This is a genomic window from Streptomyces sp. NPDC085866 (genome assembly GCF_044541035.1).
GTDB lineage: Bacteria > Actinomycetota > Actinomycetes > Streptomycetales > Streptomycetaceae > Streptomyces.
The window spans coordinates 333,849-360,783 of sequence record NZ_JBITSQ010000001.1 but is presented as its reverse complement, the minus strand read 5'-3'; the positions used below and the strand labels follow the sequence as shown (position 1 = coordinate 360,783).

Below are 26,935 nucleotides of genomic sequence, written 5' to 3'. Positions count from 1 at the left end.
CGAACTCGCCGCGGGCCTGCGGGACCTGGGCGCCGGGGTCCGCGAGTGGCGGGCCGGGCGGTCGCCGGGTCCGGGGCCGGCCGGCGAGGTACGGCAGCTCGCACGGATGGTCGACGAGGTACGGCCCGAACCGATACACGCACACAGCGGCAAGGCGGGGCTCGCCGTGCGCGGGCGCATCCCGACCGTGTTCCAGCCGCACACCTGGTCGTTCGAGGCCTGGAGGTGGCGGCGGAGCGTGAGGTGCCGGGCGGGCTGCGCCTGGAGACGGTGGCCCGGCAGTGCGGGACGCGGACGCTGGAGACCGGGCACGTCATCACGGCGACGGGCTGCGGCTGCCCTCCCCCGAGCTGCACGCCCTGCCGGCGACGGCGGCCGACGGCGCTCCGGAGGTGGGGATGGACTTCGAGTCGTCGCACCCCGGCCTGTTCCTGGCCGGTCTGGTCACGGCGTCGGGCTTCGGCCCGGCGATGCGCTTCGTGCACGGCGCGACCTTCACGGCGGGCGCGCTGGTGCGCGGCGTACGGCGACGGCTGCGCGCGGGGCCGGCGGGCTGGCGGATCCGGGCCGCACGGCGTGGCGAGGTGCTGGAGACGGTGCGGAACTGAAGGATGCGGTACGGCGCCACTGCGGAGGGCGCCTGCGTGTGGCAGGAGACGCGGGGTGCCGGGCACTGGGGTCCGACACCCCGCGCGCTACCGACCGGAGGCCGTCCGGCCGCGTCGGTACAGAACCGTCCCGGCCGCGATCAGAGCGGCACTGGCGGCCGAGGTCGCCAGCATGGCCCGTACGTCACCACCGGTGTGCGCCAGGCTGGGTGGCTGCCCCGGGTGGTGGTCGCCGCCGTAGGGGGGCGGGGGCGTGTGGTCACCGCTGCCATAAGGGGGCGGGGTCGAGTGGTCACCACCGCCATAGGGAGGCGGAGTCGAGTGCTCACCGCCACCGTAAGGAGGCGGAGTCGAGTGCTCACCGCCACCGTAAGGAGGCGGAGTCGAGTGCTCACCGCCACCGTAAGGAGGCGGAGTCGAAGGACCACCACTGCCACCGTAAGGAGGCAGAGCCTTGGTGCCACCGCTGCCGTGCGGAGACGGAGTCCTGTGATCCTCGCCGGCATGGCGAGGCGAAGTGGTGTGGCTGCCGCCGCCGTGCGGAGGCGAAGTGGTGTGGCTGCCACCGCCGTGCGGAGACGGAGTCGTGTGGCTGCCGCCGCTGCGCGGAGACGGGGCCCGGACGCCGCCGTTGCTCGTCGAACCGTGCGTGTTGGCACAGGAGTTGCCGAACGCCGGGTTCAGCGCGGCGGCCACGTCCACGGAGTTGCCGCAGACATTGACCGGGACCTCCACCGGGACCTGGACAGTGTTGCCGGACAGCACGCCGGGCGAGCCCTGGGCGGCACCCTGGGCGCCCGTGTCGGCGAGCGCATGGCCGCCGCACAAGGACAGCATGCCTGTCGCGGCGGCGGCCACGACCACGCCCTTGCTGAGGGTCTGTCGCAATCTCGTTGTCTTCCTGCTCGAAGAAGTGGGAAGGCCGGCCTCGGGACGAAGAGATCGAAGGATCGACGGTCCGAGGCCGGCCAGGGCACAGCCGGTGGGCTGGTGTGTTGCGTTACGTGCGTCAGCCGTTGACGCAGGCGTTGCCGAACGCCGGGTTCAGCAGGCCGATGACGTCGATCGTGTCCCCGCAGGCGTTGACCGGCACGTGGACCGGGACCTGGATCACGTTCCCGGAGAGGACGCCGGGGCTGTTGGTCGCGGTGCCCGTGGCCCCGGAGTCGGCGAACGCGGGAGCCGCCCCGCCCAGGGCCAGGATGGCGCCGGCAACGACGGCAGCGCTCTTCTTCATGGACTTTCCCTTCTCTGCGGTCATGCCCCTATGACGGCCGAAACCGAGCGAGCACAGCTTGAACGGCTCGCACCATGACCGGCAGGTTGTAAAACGAGGGATAGACGGGCGAAGAAACTACGGAACGCGCGTCATCCTGGAATTCACCCGAACGCCGCCAGAGAATTGACAAGTTGGCGTATACGTGGAGAAACGCTTCTTCGAGAAAGGTGGCGAACGACGACGAAAGACGCCCGGGCAGCGGCGGGAAACTCCGCGCGCCACCCGAGCGGCCTTGGGACCGGACCGGATCAGCCGTTGCCGGTGCCGTTGCCCGACAGGACGGATGCGTCGTCCACGAGGTGCGACAGCGGCTCGTCGTCCTTGGCCTGGGTGGAGTTCTCGGCGCACTGCTGGTTCTGCGGAGCGGACAGCACCGGGATGTCCTGCACGCCGACGTTGACGGCAGCGAGGACGGACTGGGCGTTGGCCTTCGCCGGCAGGCCGACGCACAGCTTGTTGAGCGAGCTCTGGACCAGCGTGGCCTGCGGGCTCATGTTCCCGCCCGTGGCGGAGTTGCCGAACGCCTCCTGGGCGTTGTTGCCGCTGAGGGCGGTGGTGCCCGTGTCGTTGCCGATGGCAAGCGCCTGGGGGGCCACCGCCGCCGACACGCCGACCACGGACGCGGCGACCGCCGCCGCGGCCATTGCCTTCTTCAGCATTTCGCTTTCCTTTCCTCACTGCTCGCCAAGACGCGCGTTCCTGCCCCGCATCAACCGCGCCCGTACCGATTGGTTGCGGGGCATCACCCGATCGGATCGTTCGGCTCCGGGGATTCGGTGGAATTCCCCTGCCGTTCACCCCCTGCGCATGTGCCAAGGCCCCGCTGTAGGCCATCAGAGTGAAGGACAGCAACCCATCGTCTGATGGGCAGTTGACCAGGACGCTCCGATGGACGGGGTTTCTCCAGAAGGGAATTGCAAGTGATCAAGAAGGTTCTGGCCTCCGCCGCGGTCGCCGCCTCCGTCGTCGGCTTCTCCGCCACCGCCGCGTCGCCGGCCCTCGCCACCGGAAACGACACGGGCACCACCGCCCTCAGCGGCAACGACGCCGTTCAGTCGTTCGGCAACTCCAGCACGAGCGGGGACCTGAGCCCCCAGCTGGCGCTCATCCAGGGCTCGTTCAACAAGCCCTGCATCGGACTGCCGGCCAAGGTCAACGCCCAGTCCATCCTGGCCCTGGCCAACGTCGGCGTGCAGGACATCCCGGTCCTGTCCGCGCCGCAGAACCAGCAGTGTGTCGAGAACTCCACCCAGGCCAAGGGTGACGAGCCGCTCTCGCACATCCTGGACGACATCTCCGCGCTGTCCGCCAACGGCACCAGCAACAACTGATCCGGAGATCGCCCCGGCCCTGCACGGGCCCTCCCCGACGGGCCGCCGACTTCTCGGCGGCCCGTCGGCCTGTTCCGGCCCACCCGGATGCGTCAAAGGCGGGGCGTTTATTACCTCATCGGACTGCGCTACGCCGATCGGGGCAGAGTCCGCAACTCCGGCGCGGCTCGGGCCGTTGACGATCACGCAACTCCTTCCCGGAGTCCGCCTTTCGAAAGGGAACGAACATGAAGAAGCTGTGGGCAACCGCGGCCGTCGCCGCCTCCGTCGCCGGTCTCGCGGGTGCGGCCGCCCCCCAGGCCCTTGCCACCGGCAACGACCACGGCACCACGGCCCTGAGCGGCAACGAAGCCCAGTCCTCGTTCGGCAACTCCGGCACGCTCGGCGACCAGAGCCCGCAGCTGTCAGTGGTCCAGGGCTCGCTGAACAAGCCCTGTGTCGGCCTGCCGGCGAAGGTCAACGTCCAGTCGGTGGCCGCGCTCATCGCGAACGTCGGCGTCCAGGACGTCCCGGTCCTGTCCGCGCCGCAGAACCAGCAGTGCGCGGAGAACTCGACCCAGGCCAAGGGCGACGAGCCGGCCTCGCACATCCTGGACGACATCTCGGCCCTGTCGGCGAACGGCAACTCCAACAGCTGAGCAGACTCCCCCAACGGCGGGTCACCGGTTCCTCCGGTGGCTCGCCGTTCGCGTGCGCTACCGCCGGTACAGCTCCTCGATCCGCTCGGCGTAGGCCGCCGTCACGGCGTGCCGCCGCACCTTCAGGGACGGGGTCAGCAGCCCGTTGCCCTCGGTGAACTCCCCCTCGACGAGCGCGAAGGCACGAATCGACTCGGCACGCGAGACGGCCTCGTTGGCGTAGTCGACCGCCTTCTGCACCTCGGCCCGCAGCCGCTCGTCACGGACCAGCTCGGACAGCGGGGTGTCCGGGGGCAGCCTGCGCACCGCCAGCCAGTGGGCGACCGCCTCGGGGTCGAGGGTGATCAGGGCCGCCACGAAGGGCCGGTTGTCCCCGACGACCACGCACTGGCCGACCGGCGAGCGGCTGCGCAGCCGGTCCTCCAGCACGGACGGGGAGACGTTCTTGCCGCCGGAGGTGACGAGGATGTCCTTCTTGCGGCCGGTGATGGTGAGGTAGCCGTCCTCGTCCAGGGAGCCGAGGTCGCCGGTGGCGAACCAGTCCTCGGCGAGGACGGCGTCGGTGGCCGCCGGGTTGTTCCAGTACGACCCGAAGACCACCCCGCCCTTGATCAGCACCTCCCCGTCGTCGGCGATGCGCACGGACACACCGGGGATCGGCAGGCCGACCGTGCCGGGGCGGGGACCGAGCGGGGGCACGATGGTGGCGGCCGCACTGGTCTCGGTCAGGCCGTAGCCCTCGTAGACGACGATCCCCGCCGCGTGGAAGAACAGGTTGAGGTTGCGGTCCAGCGGGGAGCCGCCGCTGATGGCGTACCGCATACGGCCGCCCAGCTCCGTGCGGATGCGCCGGTAGACCAGCAGGTCGTACAGGGCCCAGGCGGCGTACAGGCCGGGCCCCGGGCCCTTGCCGGTGCCGAGGAACTTCCTCAGGTACGCCTCGCCGAAGCGCACGGCGATCCGTTCGGCGCGGTCGAAGGAGGCGCCGCGGCCGATCTTCTCGGCGGTGGCGCGCCCGGTGTCGTGGATCTTCTCGAAGAGGTACGGCACCCCGACCAGGAAGGTGGGGCGGAACTCCTTGAGCGCGGGCCGGAGTTCGTCGGGTTTGACGCTCGGGAAGTGGCCGGTCTCGATCCGGCCCGTCAGGCAGGCGAGTTGCAGGGTGCGGCCGAGGATGTGGGCGAGCGGCAGGAAGAGCAGGGTGGACGCGGTCCGGCCGGTGACGGCCTGGAAGACCGGGTGCAGCAGTTCGAGGGTGTTGGCGGCCTCGGCGTGCAGGTTGGCGTGGGTGAGGACGCACCCCTTGGGCTGCCCGGTGGTGCCGGAGGTGTAGCAGAGGGTGGCGGTGGTGTCGGGGGCCAGGGTGGCGCGCCGTTTGGCGACCTCTTCGTCGCTCAGATCGCCGCCGAGAGCGGTGAGTTCGGCCACCGCGCCTGCGTCCAGCTGCCACAGGCGCGGTGGCCGGGGGTGACCCGCGGTGCCGGTGGTGACCGTGGCGGTGTTCTCGGCGGTCTCGGTGACGACGTACCGGGCGCCGGAGTCACGGACGATCCACTCCACCTGCTCGGCGGAGGAGGTCGGGTAGACGGGCACGGACTGGCCGCCGGCCGCCCAGATCGCGAAGTCCAGGACGGTCCACTCGTAGCGGGTGCGGGACATCACGGCGACCCGGCCGCCCGGTTCGAGTCCGGCGGCGATCAACCCCTTGGCGACGGCGGAGACTTCGGTGGCGAAGGCGGCCGCCGTGACCGGGCGCCAGGCGCCCTCGGTACGGCGGCGCAGCAGCACCGCGTCCGGGGTCTCGGCCGCGTGTGTGAACGGGAGGTCGGCCAGGGAGCCGACGGCGAGCGGCGGCGCCAGGGGCGCCGCCCGCACCTCGCGCACGGCGCCCGTCGTGTCCCTGACGATCTCGACCGAGCCACGGGCTGCCAGGTCGGTGCGCTGCCGTGCCCGCTTCAGATCCCTGCGTACGCCCATGACGGCTCCCGGTGGTGGCTCGACGGTGCCTGCCGGGACGTCAACTTACTCCGAAGTAAGGAACGGTCAATGGGACGTGCGGTGTCTCAGTCCCCGGTGTCCGTGTCGTGCGCCTCCCGGATCGCGTCGGCGAGGGCCTGGACGTCCTGGTCCTCGGTGACGTCGGCCAGCGTGGCCGCCCGGGCGGCGAGGCGGGTGAGGCTCGGGGCGCCGGGGAGGGCGGGGCCGTGGTCGGTGCCGCCGGCGCGCAGGGCGTCGGCGAAGTAGGCGGCGACCGCCGTGACCTGGAAGCGGGGGCTCGCCTCCCAGACGGAGTCCTTGAGGGCTCCGGTCTCCAGGGCCCCGGTCTCCTCGTGCGGGGACCGGGTGGTGGGGTCGAGCCAGCGGACGGTGGCGGTGGCCAGGTGCCCGTCGGCGCCCGGCCGGGTGCGCACCGCGTACAGGGCGGTCACGGTGTGGCCGGGGCCGACCTCGCCGCCGTCGACGCGGTCGTCGCGGAAGTTGTCGTCGGCGACCTTGCGGTCGTCGTAGCCGACGAGGCGGAACTCGGCGACGGTGTGCGGGTCGAAGGCGACCTGGGCCTTGGCGTCGCGGGCGGTCAGCTCGATGTTCTGCGGGAGTTGCTGGCAGAACACCTTGCGGGCCTCGTCGGTGTCGGAGACGTAGGCGGTGTGGCCGTCACCCTTGTCGGCGAGGCGTTCCATGAGGGCGTCACCGTAGTTGCTGCCGACGCCGACGCCGAAGAGGGTGATGCCGTGCTCGCGGCGGGCGGAGTCGATGCGGCGCAGGATCGCGTCGGGGCTGGTCTCGCCTTCGTTGGCGAGGGCGTCGGAGACGAGGACGACCCGGTTGGTGGCGCCCTTGCGCAGACCCGCGACGGCGGTGGCGTAGCCGGTCTCGACGCCCGCGCCGAGGTTGGTGGAGGACTGGGCCTCGAGGCCGTCGATGGCGTCGTGGACCTCGCCGCGGTGGCCGCCGAGCCGGGTCATCGGCAGGACGGTCTCGGCGTGTTCGCTGAAGGTGACGACGGCCACCGAGTCGTCGTCGCGCAGCCGGTCCGTCATGGTGTCCAGGGACTGCCGGGCGAGGTCGAGGCGGCCGGGTTCGTCCATGGAGCCGGAGACGTCGACGACGAAGGTGAGCGCGGCCGGGGGGCGCTTCTGTGCCGGTTCGGCGGCCCGGGTGGCGAGGCCGACGCGGACCAGGGACCAGTCCGGCCTGGCGGTGCGGGCGCCGTCGACGGTGACGGAGAAGCCGTTGCCGTCGGGGCGGCGGTAGTCCTGGCGGAAGCTGTTGACGAACTCCTCGGGGCGGACGGTCGACGGGTCGGGTGTGCGGCCGTCGGCGAGGGTGCGGCGGGCGTAGGTGTAGGAGGCGGTGTCGACGTCGAGGGCGAAGGTGGAGAGGTGGTCGTCGGACGGGGCCGTCTCGAAGCCCTTGTCGTCGCCCCGGTCGTGCTGACCGGGGGCGGGGGCGGGCAGGCCGTGTTTGTCGGCGTTGTTGGTGTGGTCCCCGGTGCCGCCCGCCGCGCAGGCCGTCAGCAGCAGGCTGCCCGCCGCCGTGAGGGCGAGCAGCGTGCCGTGTATTCGCCGTGATCGCTGTGTCCGGTTCCGCTCCATCTCACGTTCCCCCTGCGTCGGTTGACGTCGGCTTGTGCGACCTCTGCCGACTGTGACGGCGCGGGATGCCGAAACGTGCGCCCCAGGGTGTTGCGGATGCGTCTCGAACCGGCCACGGCCGGGGCCCGTCGAGACCGGCGGGTGATCTTCCGGTGACCTAGGACACCACGTCCTTGCGGGCGAAACCCCGGAAGGCCAGGGCGAACAGCACCAGGGCGTACGTTATGGAAATCGCGGTGCCCTGGATCATGCCGGACCACTCGGGGTGCGGCTGGACGGCGTCGGCCCAGGCGAACTGCCAGTGCGCGGGCAGGAAGTCGCGCCAGTGGCCGAGGGCGGTGACCGCGTCCAGGACGTTGCCGACGATGGTCAGACCGACCGCGCCGCCGACCGCGCCGAGCGGGGCGTCCGTCCTGGTCGACAGCCAGAACGCCAGTCCGGCGGTGACCAGTTGGGACACGAAGATGTACGCCACGACCACCACCAGCCGCTGCGCCGCCGTACCGGAGTCCAACGCGCCGCCGGTGGGGATCTGCAGCGGGCCCCAGCCGTAGGCGGCCGTGCCGACCGCGAGGGCCACGACCGGCAGCAGGACCATCGCGGCGAGGCTCAGCCCGAGCCCCACGGCGAGCTTGGACCACAGCAGCCGGGCCCGGGGCACGGGCGCGGCCAGCAGATAGCGCAGCGAGGACCAGCCGGCCTCCGAGGCGACCGTGTCCCCGCAGAACAGGGCGACCGGGATCACCAGCAGGAAGCCCGCGGAGACGAACAGGTTGACCGCGGCGAAGTTGGCGCCGGACGCGGTGGCCGTGTCCATCAGGGTGACCCGGCCGTTGCGCCCTGCCGGGTCGCCGCCGATCGCGAAGGCGATGAGCAGCACGAACGGCAGGACGGCCAGGATCCCGCCCATGATCAGCGTGCGGCGCCGCTTGAGCTGGCGGACCAGCTCCACGCGCAGGGGCAGGGTGCGGCCCGCGCGGTAGCCGGAGGCCGTCTCGGTGCGCTCGGCGAGCGTGCTCATGCGGAACCTCCGATCAGGGTGAGGAAGGCGTCTTCCAGGCGCCGGTGGGGGCCGACCGAGGCGACGGGCACCTCCAGGCGCACCAGCTCCACGACCAGCCGCTCGGCCGTGCCGCCGGCTTCGAGGCGGACCAGCAGCCCGTCCTCGGTGCGCACGGCGGAGGCGACGCCGGGCAGCGCGGCCACCTTCTCCACGACCGGCTCCTCCACCGGCGTGCCGGTGCCGACCAGCAGGGTGCCGCCTGAGCTCACGATCTCGCCCACCGGGCCCGCCTGGACGAGGCGGCCGCGGTCCATCACCACCAGGTGGGTGCAGGACTGCTCGACCTCGGCGAGGAGATGGCTGGAGACGATCACCGTGCGGCCGGCGGCCGCGTAGCGGATCATCACCTCGCGCATCTCGCGGATCTGCGGCGGGTCGAGGCCGTTGGTGGGCTCGTCCAGGATGAGCAGGTCGGGCAGGCCGAGCATGGCCTGGGCGATGGCGAGGCGCTGGCGCATGCCCTGGGAGTAGGTGCGCACCGCGCGGGCGAGGGCGTCGCCGAGGCCGGCGATCTCCAGGGCCTCGTCCAGGTGCGCGTCCTCGGGCGGGCGGCCGGTGGCCCGCCAGTACAGCTCCAGGTTCTCCCGGCCGGACAGGTGCGGCAGGAAGCCCGCGCCCTCCACGAAGGCGCCGACCCGCGACAGCACGGGCGCGCCGGGCCGGATGGCGTGGCCGAAGACGCGGATCTCTCCGCCGTCCGGCTTGATCAGGCCCATCAGCATGCGCAGGGTGGTGGTCTTGCCCGCGCCGTTGGGCCCGAGCAGGCCAAGGACCTGGCCCTTCTCCACGCGGAAGGACAGCTCGCGCACCGCGTACCGGTCGGTGGACCTGGCGTACCGCTTGCTCAGGTCCGTTATCTGCAGCGGGACTTCGGCGAGTGCCGGGTCGGGCGCAGGGGCGTTCGCACGGCGGCGGCCGGTGAACAGCAGGGCGAGCGCACCCACGGCTCCGGCCAGGGGCAGCCACCACACCCAGGCGGGCAGGGGGGCCGCCGCAGTGGTGACGGCGGGGGCCGTCGGCACGCTCAGGTCTCCCCGGAGGGAGACGGTGTACGTGGCCGGGGCGGCCGGTGAGGCGTAGCCGAGGTCGGTGGAGGCGAGGACCAGGCGCAGCCGGTGGCCCTTCTGGACCGCGTGGTCGATCGCCGGGAGGGTGATCGTGACGTCCTTGCCGGTGCGGGCGCCGGTGACCCGGAGGGGGGCGACGAGTTGGGCGGGCAGCACCTGCTGGGTGCCGTCGGGGCCGACGTCGTAGACCTTGCCGAACAGGACGGCGTCCTGGCTGGTGGAGGTGACGTGGGCCGTCACGGTCGGCGAGCCGGTGATCCTGAGGTCGGTGGTCACGGGTGCCGAGTCGAACTTCGCGTACTGGCCGGGGAAGTCGAGGGAGACGCCGACGCCGAGCGCGGAGAGCTGGGCGAGGCCGCCGGTGCCGCCGAGGCCGGGCAGGGCGGAGACGCCGGGCGGGCTGGCGCCGGCCGGGTTCGCGAAGCGCTGCTCGCGGCCGGTCAGGGCGATGGTCCGTCGGTGGTCGTGCAGGCCGGGATAGCTCTTGGCGCTCGCGCCGCGCAACTGGGCGGCGCCGTCGGTGGAGTCGACGCCTCCCGTGCGGGTGATCCGGAAGGCCGGGCCGGTGTCGGCGGACGCGTCGCCCTTGAGGTAGTGGTCGAACCAGGTCCGGACCCGCCCCTGCACCCGGCCGCTCTCCAGGTCGCCGCCGTCGTGTCCGCCGGCGATCCAGTCGACGTCGACCGGCGCGCCGTTCGACCTGATGGCCTTCGCGGCGGCGTCGGACTGGGCGAGGGTGAACAGGGAGTCGGTCTGGCCCTGCACCAGCAGGGTGGGCACCTTGATGCGGTCGGCCACCGCGGACGGCGAACGCTGCTCCAGCAGCTCGCGGGCGGCCGCGTCCGGGGTGCCGGACTCGGCGACCCGGTCGTACATCCGGCACAGCTCCGGCTCGAACCTGGCGCAGCCGCCCCCGGTGTTGAAGAAGATGCCGGCCCACAGCTTCTTGAACACGCCGTTCGGGAACAGGGCGTCGGCCAGGTTCCAGTAGGTGATGGCCGGGGCGATGGCGTCGACGCGGTGGTCGTGTCCGGCGGCGAGCAGGGAGATCGCGCCGCCGTAGGAGCCGCCGGCCACGCCCACGCGGGGGTCGCCCGGCTTGTCGAGGCGGACCTGGGGCTGCTTCGCCAGCCAGTCGATGAGCCGGGAGACGTCGGCGACCTCGTGCTTCGGGTCGTTCAGCCCGATCTTCCCGGTGGAGTGGCCGAAGCCGCGCGCGGACCAGGTCAGTACCGCGTATCCGTCGTGGGCGAGGTCCTCGGCCTGCCGGCGTACGTCGTCCTTGCTGCCGCCGAAGCCGTGGCCGAGCAGCACGGCGGGGCGACGGCCGGCGGCGGCGCCCGTGAAGTACGAGGTGTCGATGCGCGTCCCGTCGGCCATGGTCATGACCCGGTCGCTCCGGTGCACCGGCGGCGCGTCGTCGGAGGCGACGGCCGTCCATGTACCGGCGCCGGCGAGCACCACGACGGCGGCCGCGGCGGCCGTCCCCCAGGCTCTCAACTTCGTTCGAGCAGGGGGGACCCCCGTCGCGGCCCGCTTCAGCAGCCCACGCAGCGCGGGCCTTCGAAGATCCATGCCTCAACGGTACGGTCCGCCTCCGACAACGGATGCGGCCGCCGGGCTGAACCCGGGGCCCTCCTTGGGGAGTACGGGTCCGCCCCGGCGTACTTCAGGCGTGGTACGACGACGTCCTCGCCGCCCGGCACGGTGCGGGCGGCGAGGACGCGGTACGTGTGAGCGGGTTCGTTACGCCTGCGTGTCCTCCGGGATCGACACCAGCCAGCGGGTCTCCCGGCGCGGGCGGAGGTAGAAGGCCCAGTAGAGGGTGGCGACCGCGGTGATGCCGCCGGTCCACAGCAGGTAGCTCGCCTCCTGCTGGGTCAGGATGTAGCCGAGGACCACGATCAGCAGGACCGGCATCGCGGGCCACAGCGGCATCCGCCAGGCCGGCGTGTGCTTGTGGGAGCCGCGGCGGGCCAGCAGGGCGGCGACCGCGACCAGCAGGTACATGCCGGTCACCGAGACGCCCGTCACGCCGTACAGGGTGTCCAGGTTGACGAAGCAGAGCAGCGCGCCGGGGACGCCGACCGCGAGCGTGGCGACCCAGGGGGAGCCGAAGCGCCCGAGCTTGGAGAAGACGTTGTTGACCGGCTCGGGCCAGGCCTTGTCGCGGGCGGAGGCGAACAGGACGCGGGAGTTCTGGATGACCATGACGATGCCCGCGTTGATGATCGCGAGGGCCACGCAGAGGCTGACGAAGGTGCCGACCGCGGAGTTGGACCAGGCGGTGACCATGGAGCTGATGTCGCCGCCGGTCAGCTCCTTGAGGTCGGAGGCGCCCATGGTGATCGCGGCGACCGGGACCAGGATGACGACGGTGGAGATCGCGAGCGTGGCGAGCACGGTGCGGGCGACGTTGCGGCGCGGGTGCTCCAGCTCCTCGGAGAGGTAGACGGCGGTCGAGAAGCCCTGGGTCACGAAGAGGGCGATCGCGAGCCCGGAGACGACCAGCATGGCCGTCACGGTGTCGGTGTGGCCGTGCTCGCCCGCCACCTGCATGGAGACCAGGCTGCCGACCCCGCGGTGGCTGTGGGTGAAGCCCAGGAGGGCGACGACACCGGCGGCGACGACCTCCAGGACCAGGAAGATGCCGGTGATCCAGGCGTTGGCGCGCAGGTCGAGCAGGCCCGCGAGGGTGGCGAGCAGCATCACGCCGGCGCCGGTCATCGACGGGTCGAGGTGCACGATCGGGGCGAGGTAGTCCGCCGTGCCCATCGCGATCACCGGCGGGACGATCATCACGACCAGCAGGGACAGGACGAAGACGAGCCAGCCCGCGAGCCGCCCGGCCATCGTCGACACCATCGCGTACTCGCCGCCCGCGCTGGGGATGAGGGTGCCCAGCTCGGAGTAGCAGAACGCCACGGCGATACAGAGGAGGGAACCGATGGCGATCGTCAGGGCGGTGGCGGTGCCGAGGGAGCCGAAGAGGTCGGGGACGACCACGAAGAGCGTGGAGGCGGGCGTGACGCACGAGAGCGTCAGCAGGGTTCCGCCGACGACGCCGATGGACCGCTTGAGCTTCTGGGGGCTGTCAGGGGCCCCGGAAGCGTCTATGACGGCTGTCTCGACAGGGCGGAGCGTGTCGGTCATGCGGCGGTTCCGATCGACTCGTGCGACTGAGGGTGGGGTCGGGAGCGCTATCGCCTCCGGCGGCTCGTCTTCGTTCGTCTCGTCCGCTCCCGGCGTTGCATAGAGAACCCCGACGAAAACCGCTGCGTCAATGGCCGTTTACCTTCGAAATCCGTATCTCCGACAAGACTTATGCGACATCACTTTCACAGGCAGCAGCGCCCTACAGGCGCATCCATCAAGCCCTGACGGAAACTGACCTTGCTTTCCAAGGTCATCTGCTATTAACCCCTTCGCCATCCGTTTAATCCCGCCAGAACGAGAATCGCAGCCGGGGCGTCAAAAAAATGTCAGGCCGTCCGGTATCCGGACGGCCTGACGGGGGTCTGGCGAGGATCTGCGGTGACCCTCAGGTCACTCTCAGTGGTTGCGCGGGAAACCGAGGTCGACGCCGGCGGGGGCCTCGGACGGGTCCGGCCAGCGGGTGGTGACGACCTTGCCGCGGGTGTAGAAGTGCGTGCCGTCGTTGCCGTAGATGTGGTGGTCGCCGAAGAGCGAGTCCTTCCAGCCACCGAAGGAGTGGTAGCCGACGGGGACCGGGATCGGGACGTTCACGCCGACCATGCCGGCCTCGATCTCCATCTGGAAGCGGCGGGCGGCGCCGCCGTCCCGGGTGAAGATCGCGGTGCCGTTGCCGAACGGCGAGGCGTTGATGAGGGCCACGCCCTCCTCGTAGGTGTCCACGCGCAGCACGCACAGCACCGGGCCGAAGATCTCGTCCTGGTAGGCCTTCGCGGACGTGGGCACCTTGTCGAGCAGGGAGATGCCGATCCAGTGGCCGTCCTCGTAGCCCTCGACCGTGTAGCCGGTGCCGTCGAGCACGACCTCGGCGCCCTCGGCCGCCGCGCCCTCGACGTAGGAGGCCACCTTGTCGCGGTGGACCTTCGTGATGAGCGGGCCCATCTCGGAGGCCGGGTCGTCGCCGGGGCCGATCTTGATCTTCTCGGCGCGCTCGCGGATCTTCTCCACCAGCTCGTCGCCGATGGAGCCGACCGCGACGACGGCGGAGATGGCCATGCAGCGCTCGCCCGCGGAGCCGTACGCGGCGGACACGGCGGCGTCGGCGGCCGCGTCCAGGTCGGCGTCCGGCAGGACCAGCATGTGGTTCTTGGCGCCGCCCAGGGCCTGGACGCGCTTGCCGTTGGCGGAGGCCGTGGTGTGGATGTAGCGGGCGATCGGGGTCGAGCCGACGAAGGAGACGGCCTTGACGTCCGGGTGCTCCAGCAGGCGGTCGACGGCCACCTTGTCGCCGTGGACGACGTTGAAGACGCCGTCGGGCAGACCGGCCTCGGACAGCAGCTCGGCGATCTTGATCGACGCCGACGGGTCCTTCTCGGACGGCTTCAGGATGAAGGTGTTGCCGGTCGCGATGGCCATCGGGAACATCCACATCGGGACCATCGCCGGGAAGTTGAACGGCGTGATGCCGGCGACGACACCCAGCGGCTGGCGGATCGCGGCCACGTCGACACGGTTCGCGACCTGCGTGGACAGCTCGCCCTTGAGCTGCACGTTGATGCCGCAGGCCAGGTCGACGATCTCCAGACCGCGGGCGACCTCGCCGAGGGCGTCGGAGTGCACCTTGCCGTGCTCGGCGGTGATCAGCTCCGCGATGGCGTCCCGGTTGGCGTCCAGCAGCGCCCGGAACTTGAAGAGGATGGACGTGCGCTGGGCCAGCGAGGACTGGCCCCAGGTCGCGAAGGCGTCCTTGGCCGCCGCGACGGCCGCGTCCACCTCGTCGACCGACGCGAACGCGACCTTGGTGGTGACCGCGCCGGTCGCCGGGTCCGTGACCGGCCCGTACGTGCCCGACGCGCCTTCGACGGTCTTGCCGCCGATCCAGTGGTTGACGATCTTCGTCATGCCCAGAAACTCCTTTTACAGATGGCGGCGTCGGGTCGAGACGTGCCGTTCGTACAGCTCACGTGCCTTGACCGCGGACGATCGGGTCGCGGTCTCGGCCACAGGAACATCCCACCAGGCCTGCGCCGGAGGCGCGCCCGACACAGTGTCGGACGTTTCGGTCTCCACGTAGACACATGTGGCAGTGTCGGCGGCCCGCGCCTCGGCGAGCGCCGCGCGCAGGTCCCGTACGGTCTTCGCGCGCAGTACGCGCATGCCCAGGCTGGCCGCGTTGGCGGCGAGGTCGACGGGCAGCGGGGCACCGGTGAAGGTGCCGTCGTCCGAGGTGAAGCGGTAGGCGGTGCCGAACCGCTCGCCGCCCACGGACTCCGACAGGCCCCCGATGGAGGCGTACCCGTGGTTCTGCACGAGCAGGATCTTGATCGCGATGCCCTCCTGCACCGCGGTCACGATCTCCGTCGGCATCATCAGGTACGTCCCGTCGCCGACCAGCGCCCACACGTTCCGCTCGGGCGCGGCGAGCTTCACACCGATCGCGGCCGGGATCTCGTAGCCCATGCAGGAGTAGCCGTACTCCAGGTGGTACTGGTCGTACGAGCGCGCCCGCCACAGCTTGTGCAGGTCGCCGGGGAGCGAACCGGCCGCGTTGATGATGATGTCGGACTCGTCCACCAGGGCGTCCAGGGCGCCGAGGACCTGTGGCTGGGTCGGCCTGATGTCCGGCTCGTCCGCCTCGAAGCAGGCGTCGACGCGCTGCTCCCAGCGCTCCTTGTCCTCGGTGTACTCGGTGACGTACGAGCCGGCGACCCGGTGCTCGTGCATCACCAGCGCCTCGGTCAGCTCGCCCAGGCCGCTGCGGGCGTCCGCGACCAGCGGCAGCCCGGCCAGCTTGTGGCCGTCGAAGGGCGCGATGTTGAGGTTGAGGAAACGCACGTCCGGGTTCTCGAAGAGGGTGCCGGAAGCGGTGGTGAAGTCGGTGTAGCGGGTGCCCACGCCGATCACCAGGTCCGCGGTGCGGGCCAGCTCGTCGGCGGTCGCGCTGCCGGTGTGGCCGACGCCGCCGACGTCCTGCGGGTGGTCGTGGCGCAGCGAGCCCTTGCCGGCCTGGGTGGAGGCGACCGGTATCCGGGTGGCCTCCGCGAACTCCGCGAGGGCCTTCTCGGCCCGGCTGTGGTGTACTCCGCCGCCCGCGATGACGAGGGGCCTGCGCGCCTCCCGGATCACCCGGACCGCCTCGGCCAGCTCGGTCGGGTCGGCGCCGGGGCGCCGTACGGTCCACACGCGCTCGGCGAAGAACTCCTCGGGCCAGTCGTATGCCTCGGCCTGCACGTCCTGCGGCAGGGCGAGGGTGACCGCACCGGTCTCCACGGGGTCGGTGAGGACCCGCATGGCCTGCAGGGCGCTCGGGATCAGGGCCTCGGGCCGGGTGATCCGGTCGAAGTACCTGGACACCGGGCGCAGGGTGTCGTTGACCGACACGTCGCCCGCGTACGGCACCTCCAGCTGCTGCAGGACCGGGTCGGCGGGGCGGGTGGCGAAGACGTCGCCGGGCAGCAGCAGCACCGGGAGGTGGTTGACGGTGGCCAGCGCGGCGCCGGTGACCAGGTTGGTCGCGCCCGGGCCGATGGAGGTCGTCACGGCGTGGGTGGACAGGCGGTTCGACTGGCGGGCGTAGCCGACCGCCGCGTGCACCATGGACTGCTCGTTGCGGCCCTGGTGGTACGGCATGGCGGGGGGTGTGGAGGATGTCCCCCCACTGGGCACAGTGGCGTACTCGATCAGCGCCTGGCCGAGGCCGGCCACGTTGCCGTGCCCGAAGATGCCCCAGGTGGCGCCGATCAGCCGCTGCCGCCGGCCGTCGCGTTCCGTGTACTGCGCGGCGAGGAAGCGGACGAGTGCCTGCGCGACCGTGAGCCTCGTCGTCGAGGTCGTCATCGGTAACCCTCCCTGTGATCCGGGTGGAAGCAGATCCGCCACTCCCGCGTCCCACCCGGACCGGACATGACGTTCAGGTAGTACATGTCGTGCCCGGGCTGGGCGATCGACGGGCCGTGCCAGCCGTCGGGGACGAGGACGGCGTCACCGGAGCGGACCTCGGCGAGGACGTCGGTCCCGCCCTCGCGCGAGGGGAATACGCGCTGATAGCCGAATCCGTTCGGTCCGTCGATCTCGAAGTAGTAGATCTCCTCCAGCTCGGACTCCTCGCCCGGCCGGTGCTCGTCGTGCTTGTGCGGCGGGTACGAGGACCAGTTGCCGCCGGGTGTGATCACCTCTACGCCGATCAGCTTGTCGCAGTCGAAGGAGTCAGCAGAGGCGAAGTTGCGCACCCGGCGGGCGCAGGTGCCGCTGCCTCGCTCCTCGACGGGGACCTCCGGCGCGGGGCCGTAGCGGGCGGGGAGTCGTCGCTCGCACTTCGCTCCTGCCAGGGCGAAGCGGCCTCCCGCGCCGGAGGCGATCAGGACCTGGGAGTCCCGGGGCACGTACGCGAAGTCGGAGACCCCCGCGAACACGCTTTCCCGGCCCAGGAGTTGAAATTCTTCTTCCGCGATTCGCACGGTACATCCGCCGTGCAGCGGAAGCACGATCCACTCACTGTCCCCGGTGGTGAACGTATGTGTACCGCCCGGTGACAACTCCACGATGCGCAGGCTGCTGTGCGTCCAGCCGGCCCGCTCGGGGTCGATGTCGACGGCGTACTGGGCGTTCGCGGTGGCACCCCGGGGCAGGTGCAGGTCGGTGCTGGTCATGCGGCCCTCACAGCAGTCCTACGGCGGTGTCCACGGCGGCGGCCACGTCGCCGTCCGCCGGGTACAGCAGCGAGCGGCCGACCACCAGGCCGCGCACGGTGGGCAGTTGCAGCGCGTCGCGCCACTTCTCGTACGCGGCCACCTGCTCCTCGGGCGAGTCGCCGATGTCGCCGCCGAGCAGCACGGCCGGCAGGGTCGAGGTCTCCATGACCCGGGCCATGTCGTCGGGGTTCTCGGTGACCGGCACCTTCAGCCAGGTGTAGGCCGAGGAGCCGCCGAGGCCCGAGGCGATGGCGATGGACTTGGTGACCGCCTCGGCGCTCAGGTCGTTGCGGAGCCGTCCGTCGGGGCCGCGCCGGCTGATGAACGGCTCCACGAAGATCGGGAGCCGGTGCGCGGCCATCGCGTCGACGGCGCGGGCGGTGGACTCCAGGGTGGTCAGGGAGCCCGGGTCGTCGTAGTCGATGCGCAGCAGCAGCTTGCCGGCGTCGAAGCCGAGGCGCTGGATGTCCTCGGGCCGGTGCCCGGTGAAGCGGTCGTCCAGCTCGAAGCTGGCGCCCTGCAGACCGCCGCGGTTCATGGAGCCCATGACGACCTTGTGGTCGAGGGCCCCGAGCAGGAGCAGGTCGTCCAGGATGTCGGCGGTGGCGAGGACGCCGTCGACGCCGGGCCGGGACAGCGCGAGGCACAGGCGTTCCAGCAGGTCGGCGCGGTTGGCCATGGCGAGCTTGCGGTCGCCGACACCGAGTGCGCCGCGGGCCGGGTGGTCGGCGGCGACGATCATCAGCCGGCCGTTCTCGTTCAGCAGCGGGCGGCGGGCCCGGCGGAGCGCGGCCTCGGCGATCGCCTCGGGGTGGTGGGTGCGGGTACGGACCAGCTCGGCCACGTCGACGCGCGGCGCCCGGCTGCCGTCCCCGCCCTCGTGGTGGGTGCCTGCCACCCGGCCCGCCCTCACAGGACCGCTCCGGCCTCGAGCGCGGCGGCCACCTCGTCGGGGGTCGGCATCGCGGAGGAGCACTCCAGGCGGGAGGCCACGATGGCGCCGGCCGCGTTGGCGTGTCGCATGATCGTCTCCAGGTCCCAGCCTTCCAGCAGGCCGTTGCAGAGGGAGCCGCCGAAGGCGTCACCGGCACCGAGTCCGTTGAGGACGTTGACGGGGAGCGGCGGGACCTCGGCGGACTCGCCCTTGCTGTTGACGGCGAGAACGCCCTTGGGTCCCTGCTTGACCACGGCTACCTCGACCCCGGCGTCCAGCAGCGCGCGGGCCGCCGCATGGGGTTCGCGCACTCCGGTGGCGACCTCCACCTCGTCCAGGTTGCCGACGGCGACCGTGGTGTGGCGCAGCGCCTCGGCGTAGAAGGGGCGGGCGGACGCCGGCCCGCGGCGGGAGCCGCTGATGTCACTGCTCCAGAACATGGGGCGCCAGTCGAGGTCGAAGACCGTCGTTCCCGACTTCGCGCGGTGGGCGAGGGCCGCGAGGGTCGCCGTACGGCTGGGCTCCTCGCTCAGGCCGGTGCCGGTGACCCAGAAGATGCGCGCCTCGCGGATCGCGTCCAGGTCCAGGTCGTGGGCGTCGATCTCCAGGTCCGGCGCCTTGGGCTGCCGGTAGAAGTACAGCGGGAAGTCGTCCGGCGGGAAGACCTCGCAGAAGGTGACCGGCGTGGGCAGCCCGGGCACCGGGGTGACCCAGCGGTCGTCGACGCCGAAGCCGCGCAGGGCCTCGTGCAGATAGGCGCCGAACGGGTCGTCGCCCGTGCGGGTGATCACGGCGGTCCGTCGGCCGAGCCTGGCCGCGGCCACCGCCACGTTCGTCGCCGACCCGCCGAGGAACTTGCCGAAGGACGACACCTGGGCGAGCGGGACCCCGGTTTGCAGCGGGTAGAGGTCCACTCCGATCCGCCCCATGGTGATCAGGTCGTACGCCATCGGCTTCCCTTCGTCACGGCTCTCCCCGGCTTTCTAGTCCTGTCCGCCGAGCCCTGTCAATGTTTTGTCCAGACATTCGGACCAGACCTTGACACCGCTTTCCATCGCCCCGCACGCTGGCGGCCATGACGTCGTTGTCACCCTCCTCACTTTCCCGTATCCGGATCGGATCGGCGCCCGACTCCTGGGGCGTCTGGTTCCCGGACGACCCGCAGCAGGTCCCCTGGCGGCGCTTCCTCGACGAGGTCGCCGACTCGGGCTACGAGTGGATCGAGCTGGGCCCCTACGGCTATCTGCCGACCGACCCGGCGGTGCTCACCGAGGAGACCGCCCGGCGCGGCCTGAAGGTGTCGGCCGGCACGGTCTTCACCGGCCTGCACCACGGCGCGGCGGTCTGGGACAAGACCTGGTCGCACGTCTCCGACATCGCCGCCCTCACCCGGGCGACGGGCGCCCGCCACCTGGTCGTCATCCCGTCCTTCTGGCGGGACGACAAGACCGGCGAGGTACTGGAGCCCGACACGCTGACCCCCGAGCAGTGGCGGAACCTCACCTCGCTGACCGAGCGGCTCGGACACGAGGTGCGGGAGCGGTACGGCCTGTCGATCGTGGTCCACCCGCACGCCGACACCCACATCGACAGTGAGGAGAACGTCACCCGCTTCCTCGACGGCACCGACTCCGACCTGGTGTCGCTGTGCCTGGACACCGGGCACTACGCCTACTGCGGCGGGGACAGCGTCAAGCTGATCGAGACGTACGGCGAGCGGATCGGGTATCTGCATCTGAAGCAGGTCGATCCGGAGATCCTGGCGGACGTACGGGCCAAGGGGACGCCGTTCGGGCCTGCGGTCGCCCGGGGCGTGATGTGCGAGCCGCCGTCCGGGGTGCCTGCGCTGGGGCCGGTGCTGGAGGCTGCACAGAAGCTGGGGGTGGATCTGTTCGGGATCGTCGAGCAGGACATGTACCCGTGCGAGCCGGACGCTCCGCTGCCCATCGCTCGGCGGACCCGGGCGTTCCTGCGGTCGTGCGGGGCGTGAGAGCGGCTGCTCGTCTGCCGGGGTTCTGAGGGAAGAGTCCCGGTCCGCCCTCCCCTGCGCGGGCGTCGGCCCGGCCCGGCGACCGTCCCGACGCCCGCCTTTTGCTGCGGGCGTGTCACAAACACCCTCTTCCTGTCACACATGTCGCGGGTATGCGGGTTCTCGGTCACACCAGGTCAACAGCCGCTTTCCCGCGGTCACTCTGCGTCGTTCACCGGGCACAGGCTTGGTGATCGCCAGCGCAGCGCCCGGCTCCCCCGACGGCCGCCCCCCGGCCTCCGCCGCGGCGCGCGCAGGGAGGTGCAACTCATGACCGACCGAGGGCTCTGGTCCTACAAGGAGATCGCGGCGCACATCCGGGTGCAGCCGGACACCGTACGGTCCTACCGCAAGCACGGCCTGCTGCCTCCGCCCGACCACGTGGAGGGCGGCAAGCCCTACTGGTACGCCGACACCGTCCGCGCCTGGGTCGCCTCCCGGCCGGGCAACCGGGGCCGAAGAATGGACTGACCTCCTGGACCGGGCCCGGGCTCCGGATCTCGCCTTCCGGAAAATCACCTGTACCCCACCTGCCGTGTGGGGCACAGTCGCCGCATGAGCTTCTCCGTCAAACCCGTCCTGACCGGGCGCAAGACCGTCCTGCGCCCCTTCACCGAGGCCGACGCCGAGGTCATGTGGGAGATCATCGAAGACCCCGAGGTCGTCCGCTTCACCTACGAGCCGTCCACCGACCTGACCCCGGAGCGGGTGCGGTCCTGGTACGGCTCCCGGGCCACCGCCTCCGACCGTCTCGACCTGGCCGTCACCGACCCCGCGACCGGCGAAGTCCTCGGCGAGGTCGTCCTGTACGAGTACGACCCGGCCGCCCGCAGCTGCACCTTCCGCACGCTGATCGGCTCCCGGGGCCGCGGCCGCGGTATCGGCACCGAGGCGACCCGGCTGATCGTCGGCCACGGCTTCGGGGAACTCGGCCTGCACCGGATCGAGTTGGGTGCCTACGCCCACAACCGCCGGGCCCTGCACGTCTACGAGAAGGTCGGGTTCGTGGTCGAGGGGGTCCGGCGGGAGATACAGCGGCAGGACGGTGAGTGGACCGACGAGGTGATCATGTCGATCCTGGACCGTGAGTGGGCGGCGCTCAGCTCCACGGCTCGATGACCGTCACGCCCGCGCCAGGCGCCGTCCCCATCGCAGCCAGTGCCTCCGGGACCGCGTCGAGCGGGATCGTGCGCGTGATGAGCAGGTCCGGGCGCAGCACCCCGGACCCGACCAGCTCCAGCATGCCCGGATAGGCGTGGGCGGCCATGCCGTGGCTGCCGAGGAGTTCGAGCTCCAGGGCGATGGCGCGGGCCAGCGGGACGGGGGTGGTGCCGTCCGGTGAGGGCAGCAGGCCCACCTGGACGTGTCGGCCGCGGCGGCGCAGGGAGTCGACGGAGGCCGCGCAGGTGGCGGCCGAGCCGAGGGCGTCGAGGGAGAGATGGGCCCCACCGCCGGTCAGCTCCCGGACGGCGGCCGCGGTGTCGGGCACGCCGGTCGCGTCCACGCATTCGGCCGCCCCGAACTTCCGCGCCAGGTCAAGGGCCCCGGGCGACACGTCGACGGCGACCACCCGCGCTCCCGAGGCCGCGGCGATCATCACCGCCGACAGCCCGACCCCGCCGCAGCCGTGCACCGCGACCCACTCCCCCGCCGCCACCCGGCCCTGCTGCACCACCGCGCGGAAGGCGGTGGCGAAGCGGCAGCCGAGGGCGGCGGCCGTGGCGTACGCCATCCCGTCCGGGACGGCGACCAGGTTCACATCGGCGTGGTCGAGGGCCACGTACTGGGCGAAGGAGCCCCAGTGGTGGAAGCCGGGCTGGGTCTGGCGCTCGCACACCTGCTGGTCACCGGCCGCACAGGAGGGGCAGGTGCCGCAGGCGCAGACGAACGGCACGGTGACCCGGTCGCCGGGCCGCCAGCCGGTGACCCGGGCGCCCACCGTCTCCACGACACCGGCGAGTTCGTGCCCCGGTACGTGCGGGAGCGTGATGTCCGGGTCGTGCCCCATCCAGCCGTGCCAGTCGCTGCGGCACAGCCCGGTCGCCTCGACCCGCACCACCACCCCGTGCTCGGCGGGCTCCGGGTCCGGCACCTCCCGCACCTCGGCCGGCTCCCCGTACTGCTCGAACACCACGGCTCTCATGCGCCTCACCCTGCCATGGACGCCACCCGCCTCACACCCCCGCCGGCTCCTTCTCCTCCTCCGCCGGCACGGCCGGTTCACCCTCGCTGAGTCCGAACCGCTGGTGGAATCGGCGCAGGGGGGCCGGGGCCCACCAGGTGGCGCGGCCCGTGAGCCGCATGATCGCCGGGACCAGGAGGCTGCGGACGACCATCGCGTCCATCAGCACCGCGAGGGCGATGCCGAGGCCCAGCATCTTGGTGTTGGTCACCCGGGAGGTGCCGATGGCGACCATCACCACCGCGAGGATGACCGCCGCCGCGGTGATCAGCCCGCCGGTGCGCTGCAGTCCGTGGCGGACCGCCTCGTTGTGGTCGCCGGTGCGCTCGTACTCCTCCTTGATGCGGGAGAGCAGGAACACGCCGTAGTCCATGGAGAGGCCGAAGGCCACGCAGAACATCAGGACGGGCAGGGTGGTCTCGATCGAGCCGGGGCTGGTGAAGCCGAGCGCCCCGGAGAGGTGGCCGTCCTGGAACACCCAGACCACGGAGCCGAACATCGCCGTCAGGCTGAGGGCGTTGAGCACCACCGCCTGCAGGGGTATCAGCACGCTGCCGGTGAGCAGGAAGACCAGCAGCAGGGTGACGATCGCGATGAACGCGCCCGCCCAGGGCAGGCGTTCGCCTATCGCGTGCTTGGAGTCGACCAGGACGGCCGCCGTGCCGGTCACCTTGGTGTCGAAGGGGGCCTTGAGCGAGCGCAGGTCACCGACCAGGCTCTGGGCGCCGCCGTCGACGGCCTCGCCCTTCGGCTGCACCGTGAAGTAGGCCGTGTCGCCCTTGACCAGCGGGCCGTCGACGCGGACCACCTCGGGCAGGGCGGCCACCCGCTGCTTGTAGTCCGCGTACTGGGTCTCGGTGGCCTTGCCCTCGGCGAGGATCTCCAGACCGCCGCCGGGGGTGCCCGGGAAACCGTCCCGGATGTGCTGCTGCACCACGTGCGACTCGGCGCCCGAGGGCAGCTGGCGGTCGTCGGCGGTGCCGAACTTCACGCCCAGGAAGGGCAGTCCGAGGAGCACCAGCAGGGCGGTCGTGCCGAGCGCGAAGAGCGGGGCACGACGCATCACCAGCGTGGCGGCCCGGGCCCAGGCGGTGCCGGCGGCCTTCGGTTCGCGGCCGCGGCGGAAGAGGCGGCGCAGATCGAGGGCGTTGACCCGGTGGCCGAGCAGGAGCAGGGCGGCCGGGAGCAGGATCAGCGCCGCCGCGGCGGCGAGCAGGACCACGGCGATGCCGGCGTAGGCGAAGGACCGCAGGAAGTACTGCGGGAAGACCATCATGGCGGCCAGGGAGACCGCGACGGTGAGGGCGGAGAACAGGACCGTGCGGCCGGCCGTGCGCAGGGTCGTGCCCACGGCGGTCAACGGGTCGGCTCCGGTGGAGAGTTCCTCGCGGTAGCGGCGGACGATGAACAGGGCGTAGTCGATGGCGAGGCCGAGGCCGAGGGCCGTGGTGAGGTTCAGCGCGAAGACGGAGACATCGGTGAAGGACGTCAGGCCGCGCAGCACCGCGTTTGTGCCGAGGATGGCGACGATGCCGATGCCCAGCGGCAGCAGCGCCGCGATCGCACTGCCGAAGACCATCACCAGCAGGACCAGGGTGATGGGCAGGGCGATCATCTCGGCGCGGGTGAGGTCCTCCTTGATGATCGTCTGCATCTCGTGCCGCACCGCGACGATGCCGCCGACCTTCACCTGGACCGGGCCGTGCGTGCCCCGGTAGTGGGGCGCTATGCGGTCCAGGGTCTTGCCCATCGCGTTCTCGTCGCCGGTGATGCGGGCGGCGATGAGCGCCTCGTGACCGTCCTTGGCGCGCAGGGCGGGCGATTTCGACTGCCAGTAGGAGCCGACGCCGGTCACGCCCTGCTCGGTGGCCAGCCGCTCGGTCAGGTCGCGGGCCTGGGCGGCGACCGCCGGGTCGTCCACGGAGGCGCGGCCGGAGTCCACCAGGAGCAGCAGGTTGGGCTGGGAGTCGGGGAACTCGCGCTCCAGCGCCTTGGTCGCGTACGTCGACTCGGCGGCCGGGTCCTCCCAGCCGCCGCTGCCCAGACGGTCCGCGACACCGCTGCCGGCCAGCACGGCGAGCGCGGTTAGGACCAGGGCCACCAGCAGCGACAGGCGCGGGCGGGCGGTCACGAAACGTGTCCAGCCCCCGACACGGGGCGGTCCGTCCCCGGGGTGCGGCGCCTTGTTGACTTCGGTCATCGTGCGGTGTCCCCTTCACCCTGACCCATGTCTGTGCAGGCAGGCAGCATGGATCGGTCATTGCCATAAACTGACAAACACGAGAGATCGCTCGCGTTTCTCAAGAATGCGAGCGACCGCTCGTGTTTGTCAATCGCCTTTGAAGGGCTGGGGATCACGCGTGTCCGACACCTCGGAGAAGGAGCAGCCGCGCCGTCGTCAGGCACGCGGCGAGCGCCGTATCGCGCAGCTCCTCCAGGCCGCCGCCCGGGTCTTCTGCACCACCGGCTACACCGCCGCCAGCACCAACGCCATCGCCCGTGAGGCGGGCGTCTCGCCGGGCACGCTCTACCAGTTCTTCCCGAACAAGGAAGCGCTCGCGATCGAGCTGGGCGACCGGCTCATGCATGAGATGCAGGAGACGTACGGCCAGGTTCTGGCCCCGGTCGACCCCGCCACCCCGCTGGAGGAGGCCATCGGGACGGCCGTCGACCGGTTCATCGCCTTCAACACCGAGCACCCGGTCTTCTTCGCACTGATGCACGGCCCCGACGTACCCGGCAGGATCGCCGAGGCGCACGACCAGCTGCACGCCACCGTGATCGGCCGCATCGAGGGCCTGCTCGGCTCCCTCCTGCCGGAGGCCGACCCGGCCGACGTCACGCGCACGGCCCACGTCTGCCTCGGCATCTACAAGGCGGGCCTGGAGCTGGTCCTCGGCCACGAGGGCACCGAGCAGGCGGCCTACGTCCAGGAGATCAAGGACGTCCTGATCCGCTACCTGCAGCCTCTAGTGGGCGACCGGCTCGGCAGCGCGTGACCCCACGGCGGCCCCCGGACTGCACCCTTGGGAACATCTGCCTAGAGTGCGGATAAATCGCCCAGCAGGAGCCCTAGGGGAACGACGTGACCCACTCGCCGCCACCCGGCATGCCCCGGGCCCGCATTCCCGGCCCCCAGCAGCCCCCGCCGCCGTACCCGCGCATCGGCGCCGGCCTGTGGAAGCGCTGCCTGGGCGGCGGGCTCACCCTGTGGGCACTGACCGCGCTGGTGACGTACGCGACGCAGAGCACCGCACCGCTGCCGACCCTCATCCTGCTCGGCGGTTTCCTGGTCCCCGTCGCCTTCGCGCTGTGGGCGTACGAGCGGCACGGCCGCGACCTGGGCGTCAGCGCGATCCTCGGCTGCTTCCTGGCCGGCGGCACGCTCGGCGTGCTCGGCGCCTCGCTGACGGAGTCGTACCTGCTGCGCCCCTCCCTGGGGATGTTCACCGGCGTCGGCCTGACCGAGGAGGCGGCCAAGCTCGGGGCGCTGGTGTTCGCGCTGCGCCGACAGCCCGGCATCCGCGGGATGCGGGCCGGGCTCGTGCTCGGCGCGGCCGTCGGCTTCGGCTTCGCGGCTATGGAGAGTTGCGGGTACGCGTTCGACGCGGCCGTCTCCGTCGACGGCATCGACCTCAGGGCATTGCTGGAGACGGAGATCCTGCGTGGGGTGCTCGCTCCTTTCGGGCACGGCCTGTGGACGGCGATCGCGGGCGGCTTCCTGCTCGCCCGCCGCCGCCCGAACGGGCGCTTCCGGCTCGCCGCGCCGGTCGTCGGCGCCTGGCTGGGCGTCGCCGTGCTGCACGCTCTGTGGGACGCCACCCATGGCATCGCGATCTGGGTGGTGGCCCGGCTGTCAGGCACCGGCCTGGCAGCGGAGCTGTTCGCGCAGGGGTACATCCTGCGGCCCGGCGCCGCGCAGGAGCACCTGTTCACCCTCTTCTCGGTCGGCGGTCTGATGCTCGTCGCCGCGCCCGGCGTCGCCTGGGTGCGGTCACTGGCACACCGGGACACCTCTTGGAGAAATACCCCCTAGGGGTATAACCTGAGAAGTGTGGGGCTCCCTCACGGGCCCCACCGGCCCCAAACGCCACGACGAGGAGTAACGACATGACCGCCCAGACCGACACTTCGGGCTCCGTCACCGCTGTCTACAAGGTGACCGGCATGAGCTGTGGCCACTGCGAGGGCTCCGTCTCCGGCGAGATCTCCCAGATTCCCGGCGTCAGCTCGGTCAAGGCCGTCGCGTCGACCGGTGAGGTGACCGTCGTCTCCGAGGCCCCGCTCGACGACGAGGCCGTCCGCGACGCCGTGGACGAGGCGGGCTTCGAGCTGGCCGGCAGGGCCTGAGCGCACGACCCGAG

Annotated in this window: 23 protein-coding genes and 1 pseudogene; 9 read left to right on the top strand and 15 right to left on the bottom strand. The window is 71.6% G+C overall.

Annotated elements, in window-relative coordinates:
- Positions 1 to 183: 183 nt before the first annotated feature.
- Positions 184 to 608: pseudogene (locus ACIF83_RS01625) on the top strand (dimethylaniline monooxygenase); the annotation flags it as partial.
- Positions 609 to 695: 87 nt separating this feature from the next.
- On the opposite strand, the gene ACIF83_RS01620 reads toward ACIF83_RS01625, so the two are convergent.
- The 3 genes from ACIF83_RS01620 to ACIF83_RS01610 all read right to left on the bottom strand — a co-directional run bounded on the left by ACIF83_RS01620 (position 696) and on the right by ACIF83_RS01610 (position 2,546).
- Complete coding sequence (locus ACIF83_RS01620; RefSeq protein WP_399722732.1) at positions 696 to 1,496, bottom strand: chaplin family protein; 801 nt, start codon at positions 1,494 to 1,496, stop codon at positions 696 to 698.
- A 121-nt stretch (positions 1,497 to 1,617) separates the two neighbouring features.
- Positions 1,618 to 1,845 (bottom strand): chaplin, encoded by a 228-nt coding sequence (locus tag ACIF83_RS01615; RefSeq protein ID WP_393466899.1) that lies wholly within the window; start codon positions 1,843 to 1,845, stop codon positions 1,618 to 1,620.
- A 290-nt stretch (positions 1,846 to 2,135) separates the two neighbouring features.
- Positions 2,136 to 2,546 carry a rodlin gene (locus ACIF83_RS01610; RefSeq protein WP_398138910.1) on the bottom strand — a complete coding sequence of 137 codons (411 nt, stop codon included), beginning with the start codon at positions 2,544 to 2,546 and terminating at the stop codon, positions 2,136 to 2,138.
- Positions 2,547 to 2,807: 261 nt separating this feature from the next.
- On the opposite strand from ACIF83_RS01610, the gene ACIF83_RS01605 reads away from it, so the two are divergent.
- Positions 2,808 to 3,218, top strand: a complete 411-nt coding sequence (locus tag ACIF83_RS01605; RefSeq protein ID WP_145878170.1) for a rodlin — start codon at positions 2,808 to 2,810, stop codon at positions 3,216 to 3,218.
- Between the two features lie 227 nt (positions 3,219 to 3,445).
- Positions 3,446 to 3,856 (top strand): rodlin, encoded by a 411-nt coding sequence (locus tag ACIF83_RS01600; protein WP_399722730.1) that lies wholly within the window; start codon positions 3,446 to 3,448, stop codon positions 3,854 to 3,856.
- A 57-nt stretch (positions 3,857 to 3,913) separates the two neighbouring features.
- Here ACIF83_RS01600 and ACIF83_RS01595 read toward each other — a convergent pair whose 3' ends face one another.
- From ACIF83_RS01595 to iolC, 10 genes are all read right to left on the bottom strand, one after another.
- A complete protein-coding gene (locus ACIF83_RS01595; RefSeq protein WP_393464444.1) occupies positions 3,914 to 5,833 on the bottom strand; it encodes an AMP-dependent synthetase/ligase in 1,920 nt (639 codons plus the stop codon).
- 86 nt (positions 5,834 to 5,919) lie between these two features.
- On the bottom strand, positions 5,920 to 7,452 hold the full coding sequence (locus ACIF83_RS01590; RefSeq protein WP_399722727.1) for a von Willebrand factor type A domain-containing protein: 1,533 nt from the start codon (positions 7,450 to 7,452) through the stop codon (positions 5,920 to 5,922).
- Between the two features lie 157 nt (positions 7,453 to 7,609).
- A complete protein-coding gene (locus ACIF83_RS01585) occupies positions 7,610 to 8,473 on the bottom strand; it encodes an ABC transporter permease (RefSeq protein WP_393464439.1) in 864 nt (287 codons plus the stop codon).
- On the bottom strand, positions 8,470 to 11,157 hold the full coding sequence (locus ACIF83_RS01580) for a CocE/NonD family hydrolase (RefSeq protein ID WP_399722725.1): 2,688 nt from the start codon (positions 11,155 to 11,157) through the stop codon (positions 8,470 to 8,472). Before ACIF83_RS01580 ends, ACIF83_RS01585 begins: the two co-directional genes overlap by 4 nt.
- Before the next feature lie 171 nt (positions 11,158 to 11,328).
- Positions 11,329 to 12,735, bottom strand: coding sequence for an APC family permease (locus ACIF83_RS01575; protein ID WP_393464433.1), 1,407 nt, complete (start codon positions 12,733 to 12,735; stop codon positions 11,329 to 11,331).
- Positions 12,736 to 13,134: 399 nt separating this feature from the next.
- Positions 13,135 to 14,637, bottom strand: coding sequence for a CoA-acylating methylmalonate-semialdehyde dehydrogenase (gene mmsA, locus ACIF83_RS01570; protein ID WP_393464430.1), 1,503 nt, complete (start codon positions 14,635 to 14,637; stop codon positions 13,135 to 13,137).
- A gap of 15 nt (positions 14,638 to 14,652) precedes the next feature.
- Positions 14,653 to 16,572 carry a 3D-(3,5/4)-trihydroxycyclohexane-1,2-dione acylhydrolase (decyclizing) gene (iolD, locus tag ACIF83_RS01565; RefSeq protein WP_393464427.1) on the bottom strand — a complete coding sequence of 640 codons (1,920 nt, stop codon included), beginning with the start codon at positions 16,570 to 16,572 and terminating at the stop codon, positions 14,653 to 14,655.
- Entirely contained in the window at positions 16,569 to 17,384 is an 816-nt protein-coding gene (iolB, locus tag ACIF83_RS01560; protein ID WP_399722722.1) for a 5-deoxy-glucuronate isomerase, read from the bottom strand. Before iolB ends, iolD begins: the two co-directional genes overlap by 4 nt.
- A gap of 7 nt (positions 17,385 to 17,391) precedes the next feature.
- Positions 17,392 to 18,324, bottom strand: a complete 933-nt coding sequence (locus ACIF83_RS01555) for a deoxyribose-phosphate aldolase (protein ID WP_393464421.1) — start codon at positions 18,322 to 18,324, stop codon at positions 17,392 to 17,394.
- An 11-nt stretch (positions 18,325 to 18,335) separates the two neighbouring features.
- On the bottom strand, positions 18,336 to 19,310 hold the full coding sequence (gene iolC, locus ACIF83_RS01550) for a 5-dehydro-2-deoxygluconokinase (RefSeq protein WP_393464418.1): 975 nt from the start codon (positions 19,308 to 19,310) through the stop codon (positions 18,336 to 18,338).
- Between the two features lie 125 nt (positions 19,311 to 19,435).
- On the opposite strand from iolC, the gene ACIF83_RS01545 reads away from it, so the two are divergent.
- The 3 genes from ACIF83_RS01545 to ACIF83_RS01535 all read left to right on the top strand — a co-directional run bounded on the left by ACIF83_RS01545 (position 19,436) and on the right by ACIF83_RS01535 (position 21,508).
- The gene (locus ACIF83_RS01545) at positions 19,436 to 20,350 is read left to right on the top strand and encodes a sugar phosphate isomerase/epimerase family protein (RefSeq protein WP_393464415.1); all 915 of its coding nucleotides are present in this window, start codon (positions 19,436 to 19,438) and stop codon (positions 20,348 to 20,350) included.
- A gap of 309 nt (positions 20,351 to 20,659) precedes the next feature.
- Entirely contained in the window at positions 20,660 to 20,860 is a 201-nt protein-coding gene (locus ACIF83_RS01540) for a helix-turn-helix transcriptional regulator (RefSeq protein ID WP_386581135.1), read from the top strand.
- Positions 20,861 to 20,944: 84 nt separating this feature from the next.
- A complete protein-coding gene (locus ACIF83_RS01535) occupies positions 20,945 to 21,508 on the top strand; it encodes a GNAT family N-acetyltransferase (RefSeq protein WP_393464412.1) in 564 nt (187 codons plus the stop codon).
- Here the strand turns inward: ACIF83_RS01535 and ACIF83_RS01530 are convergent.
- Entirely contained in the window at positions 21,489 to 22,532 is a 1,044-nt protein-coding gene (locus ACIF83_RS01530; protein WP_399722719.1) for a zinc-dependent alcohol dehydrogenase family protein, read from the bottom strand. The genes ACIF83_RS01535 and ACIF83_RS01530 overlap by 20 nt on opposite strands.
- Before the next feature lie 31 nt (positions 22,533 to 22,563).
- Positions 22,564 to 24,771, bottom strand: coding sequence for an MMPL family transporter (locus tag ACIF83_RS01525; RefSeq protein WP_399722717.1), 2,208 nt, complete (start codon positions 24,769 to 24,771; stop codon positions 22,564 to 22,566).
- 160 nt (positions 24,772 to 24,931) lie between these two features.
- On the opposite strand from ACIF83_RS01525, the gene ACIF83_RS01520 reads away from it, so the two are divergent.
- The 3 genes from ACIF83_RS01520 to ACIF83_RS01510 all read left to right on the top strand — a co-directional run bounded on the left by ACIF83_RS01520 (position 24,932) and on the right by ACIF83_RS01510 (position 26,921).
- Complete coding sequence (locus ACIF83_RS01520) at positions 24,932 to 25,570, top strand: TetR/AcrR family transcriptional regulator (protein WP_399722716.1); 639 nt, start codon at positions 24,932 to 24,934, stop codon at positions 25,568 to 25,570.
- Positions 25,571 to 25,656: 86 nt separating this feature from the next.
- A complete protein-coding gene (locus ACIF83_RS01515) occupies positions 25,657 to 26,607 on the top strand; it encodes a PrsW family intramembrane metalloprotease (RefSeq protein ID WP_399722714.1) in 951 nt (316 codons plus the stop codon).
- A 74-nt stretch (positions 26,608 to 26,681) separates the two neighbouring features.
- Positions 26,682 to 26,921 carry a heavy-metal-associated domain-containing protein gene (locus ACIF83_RS01510; protein ID WP_399722712.1) on the top strand — a complete coding sequence of 80 codons (240 nt, stop codon included), beginning with the start codon at positions 26,682 to 26,684 and terminating at the stop codon, positions 26,919 to 26,921.
- Positions 26,922 to 26,935: the final 14 nt, after the last annotated feature.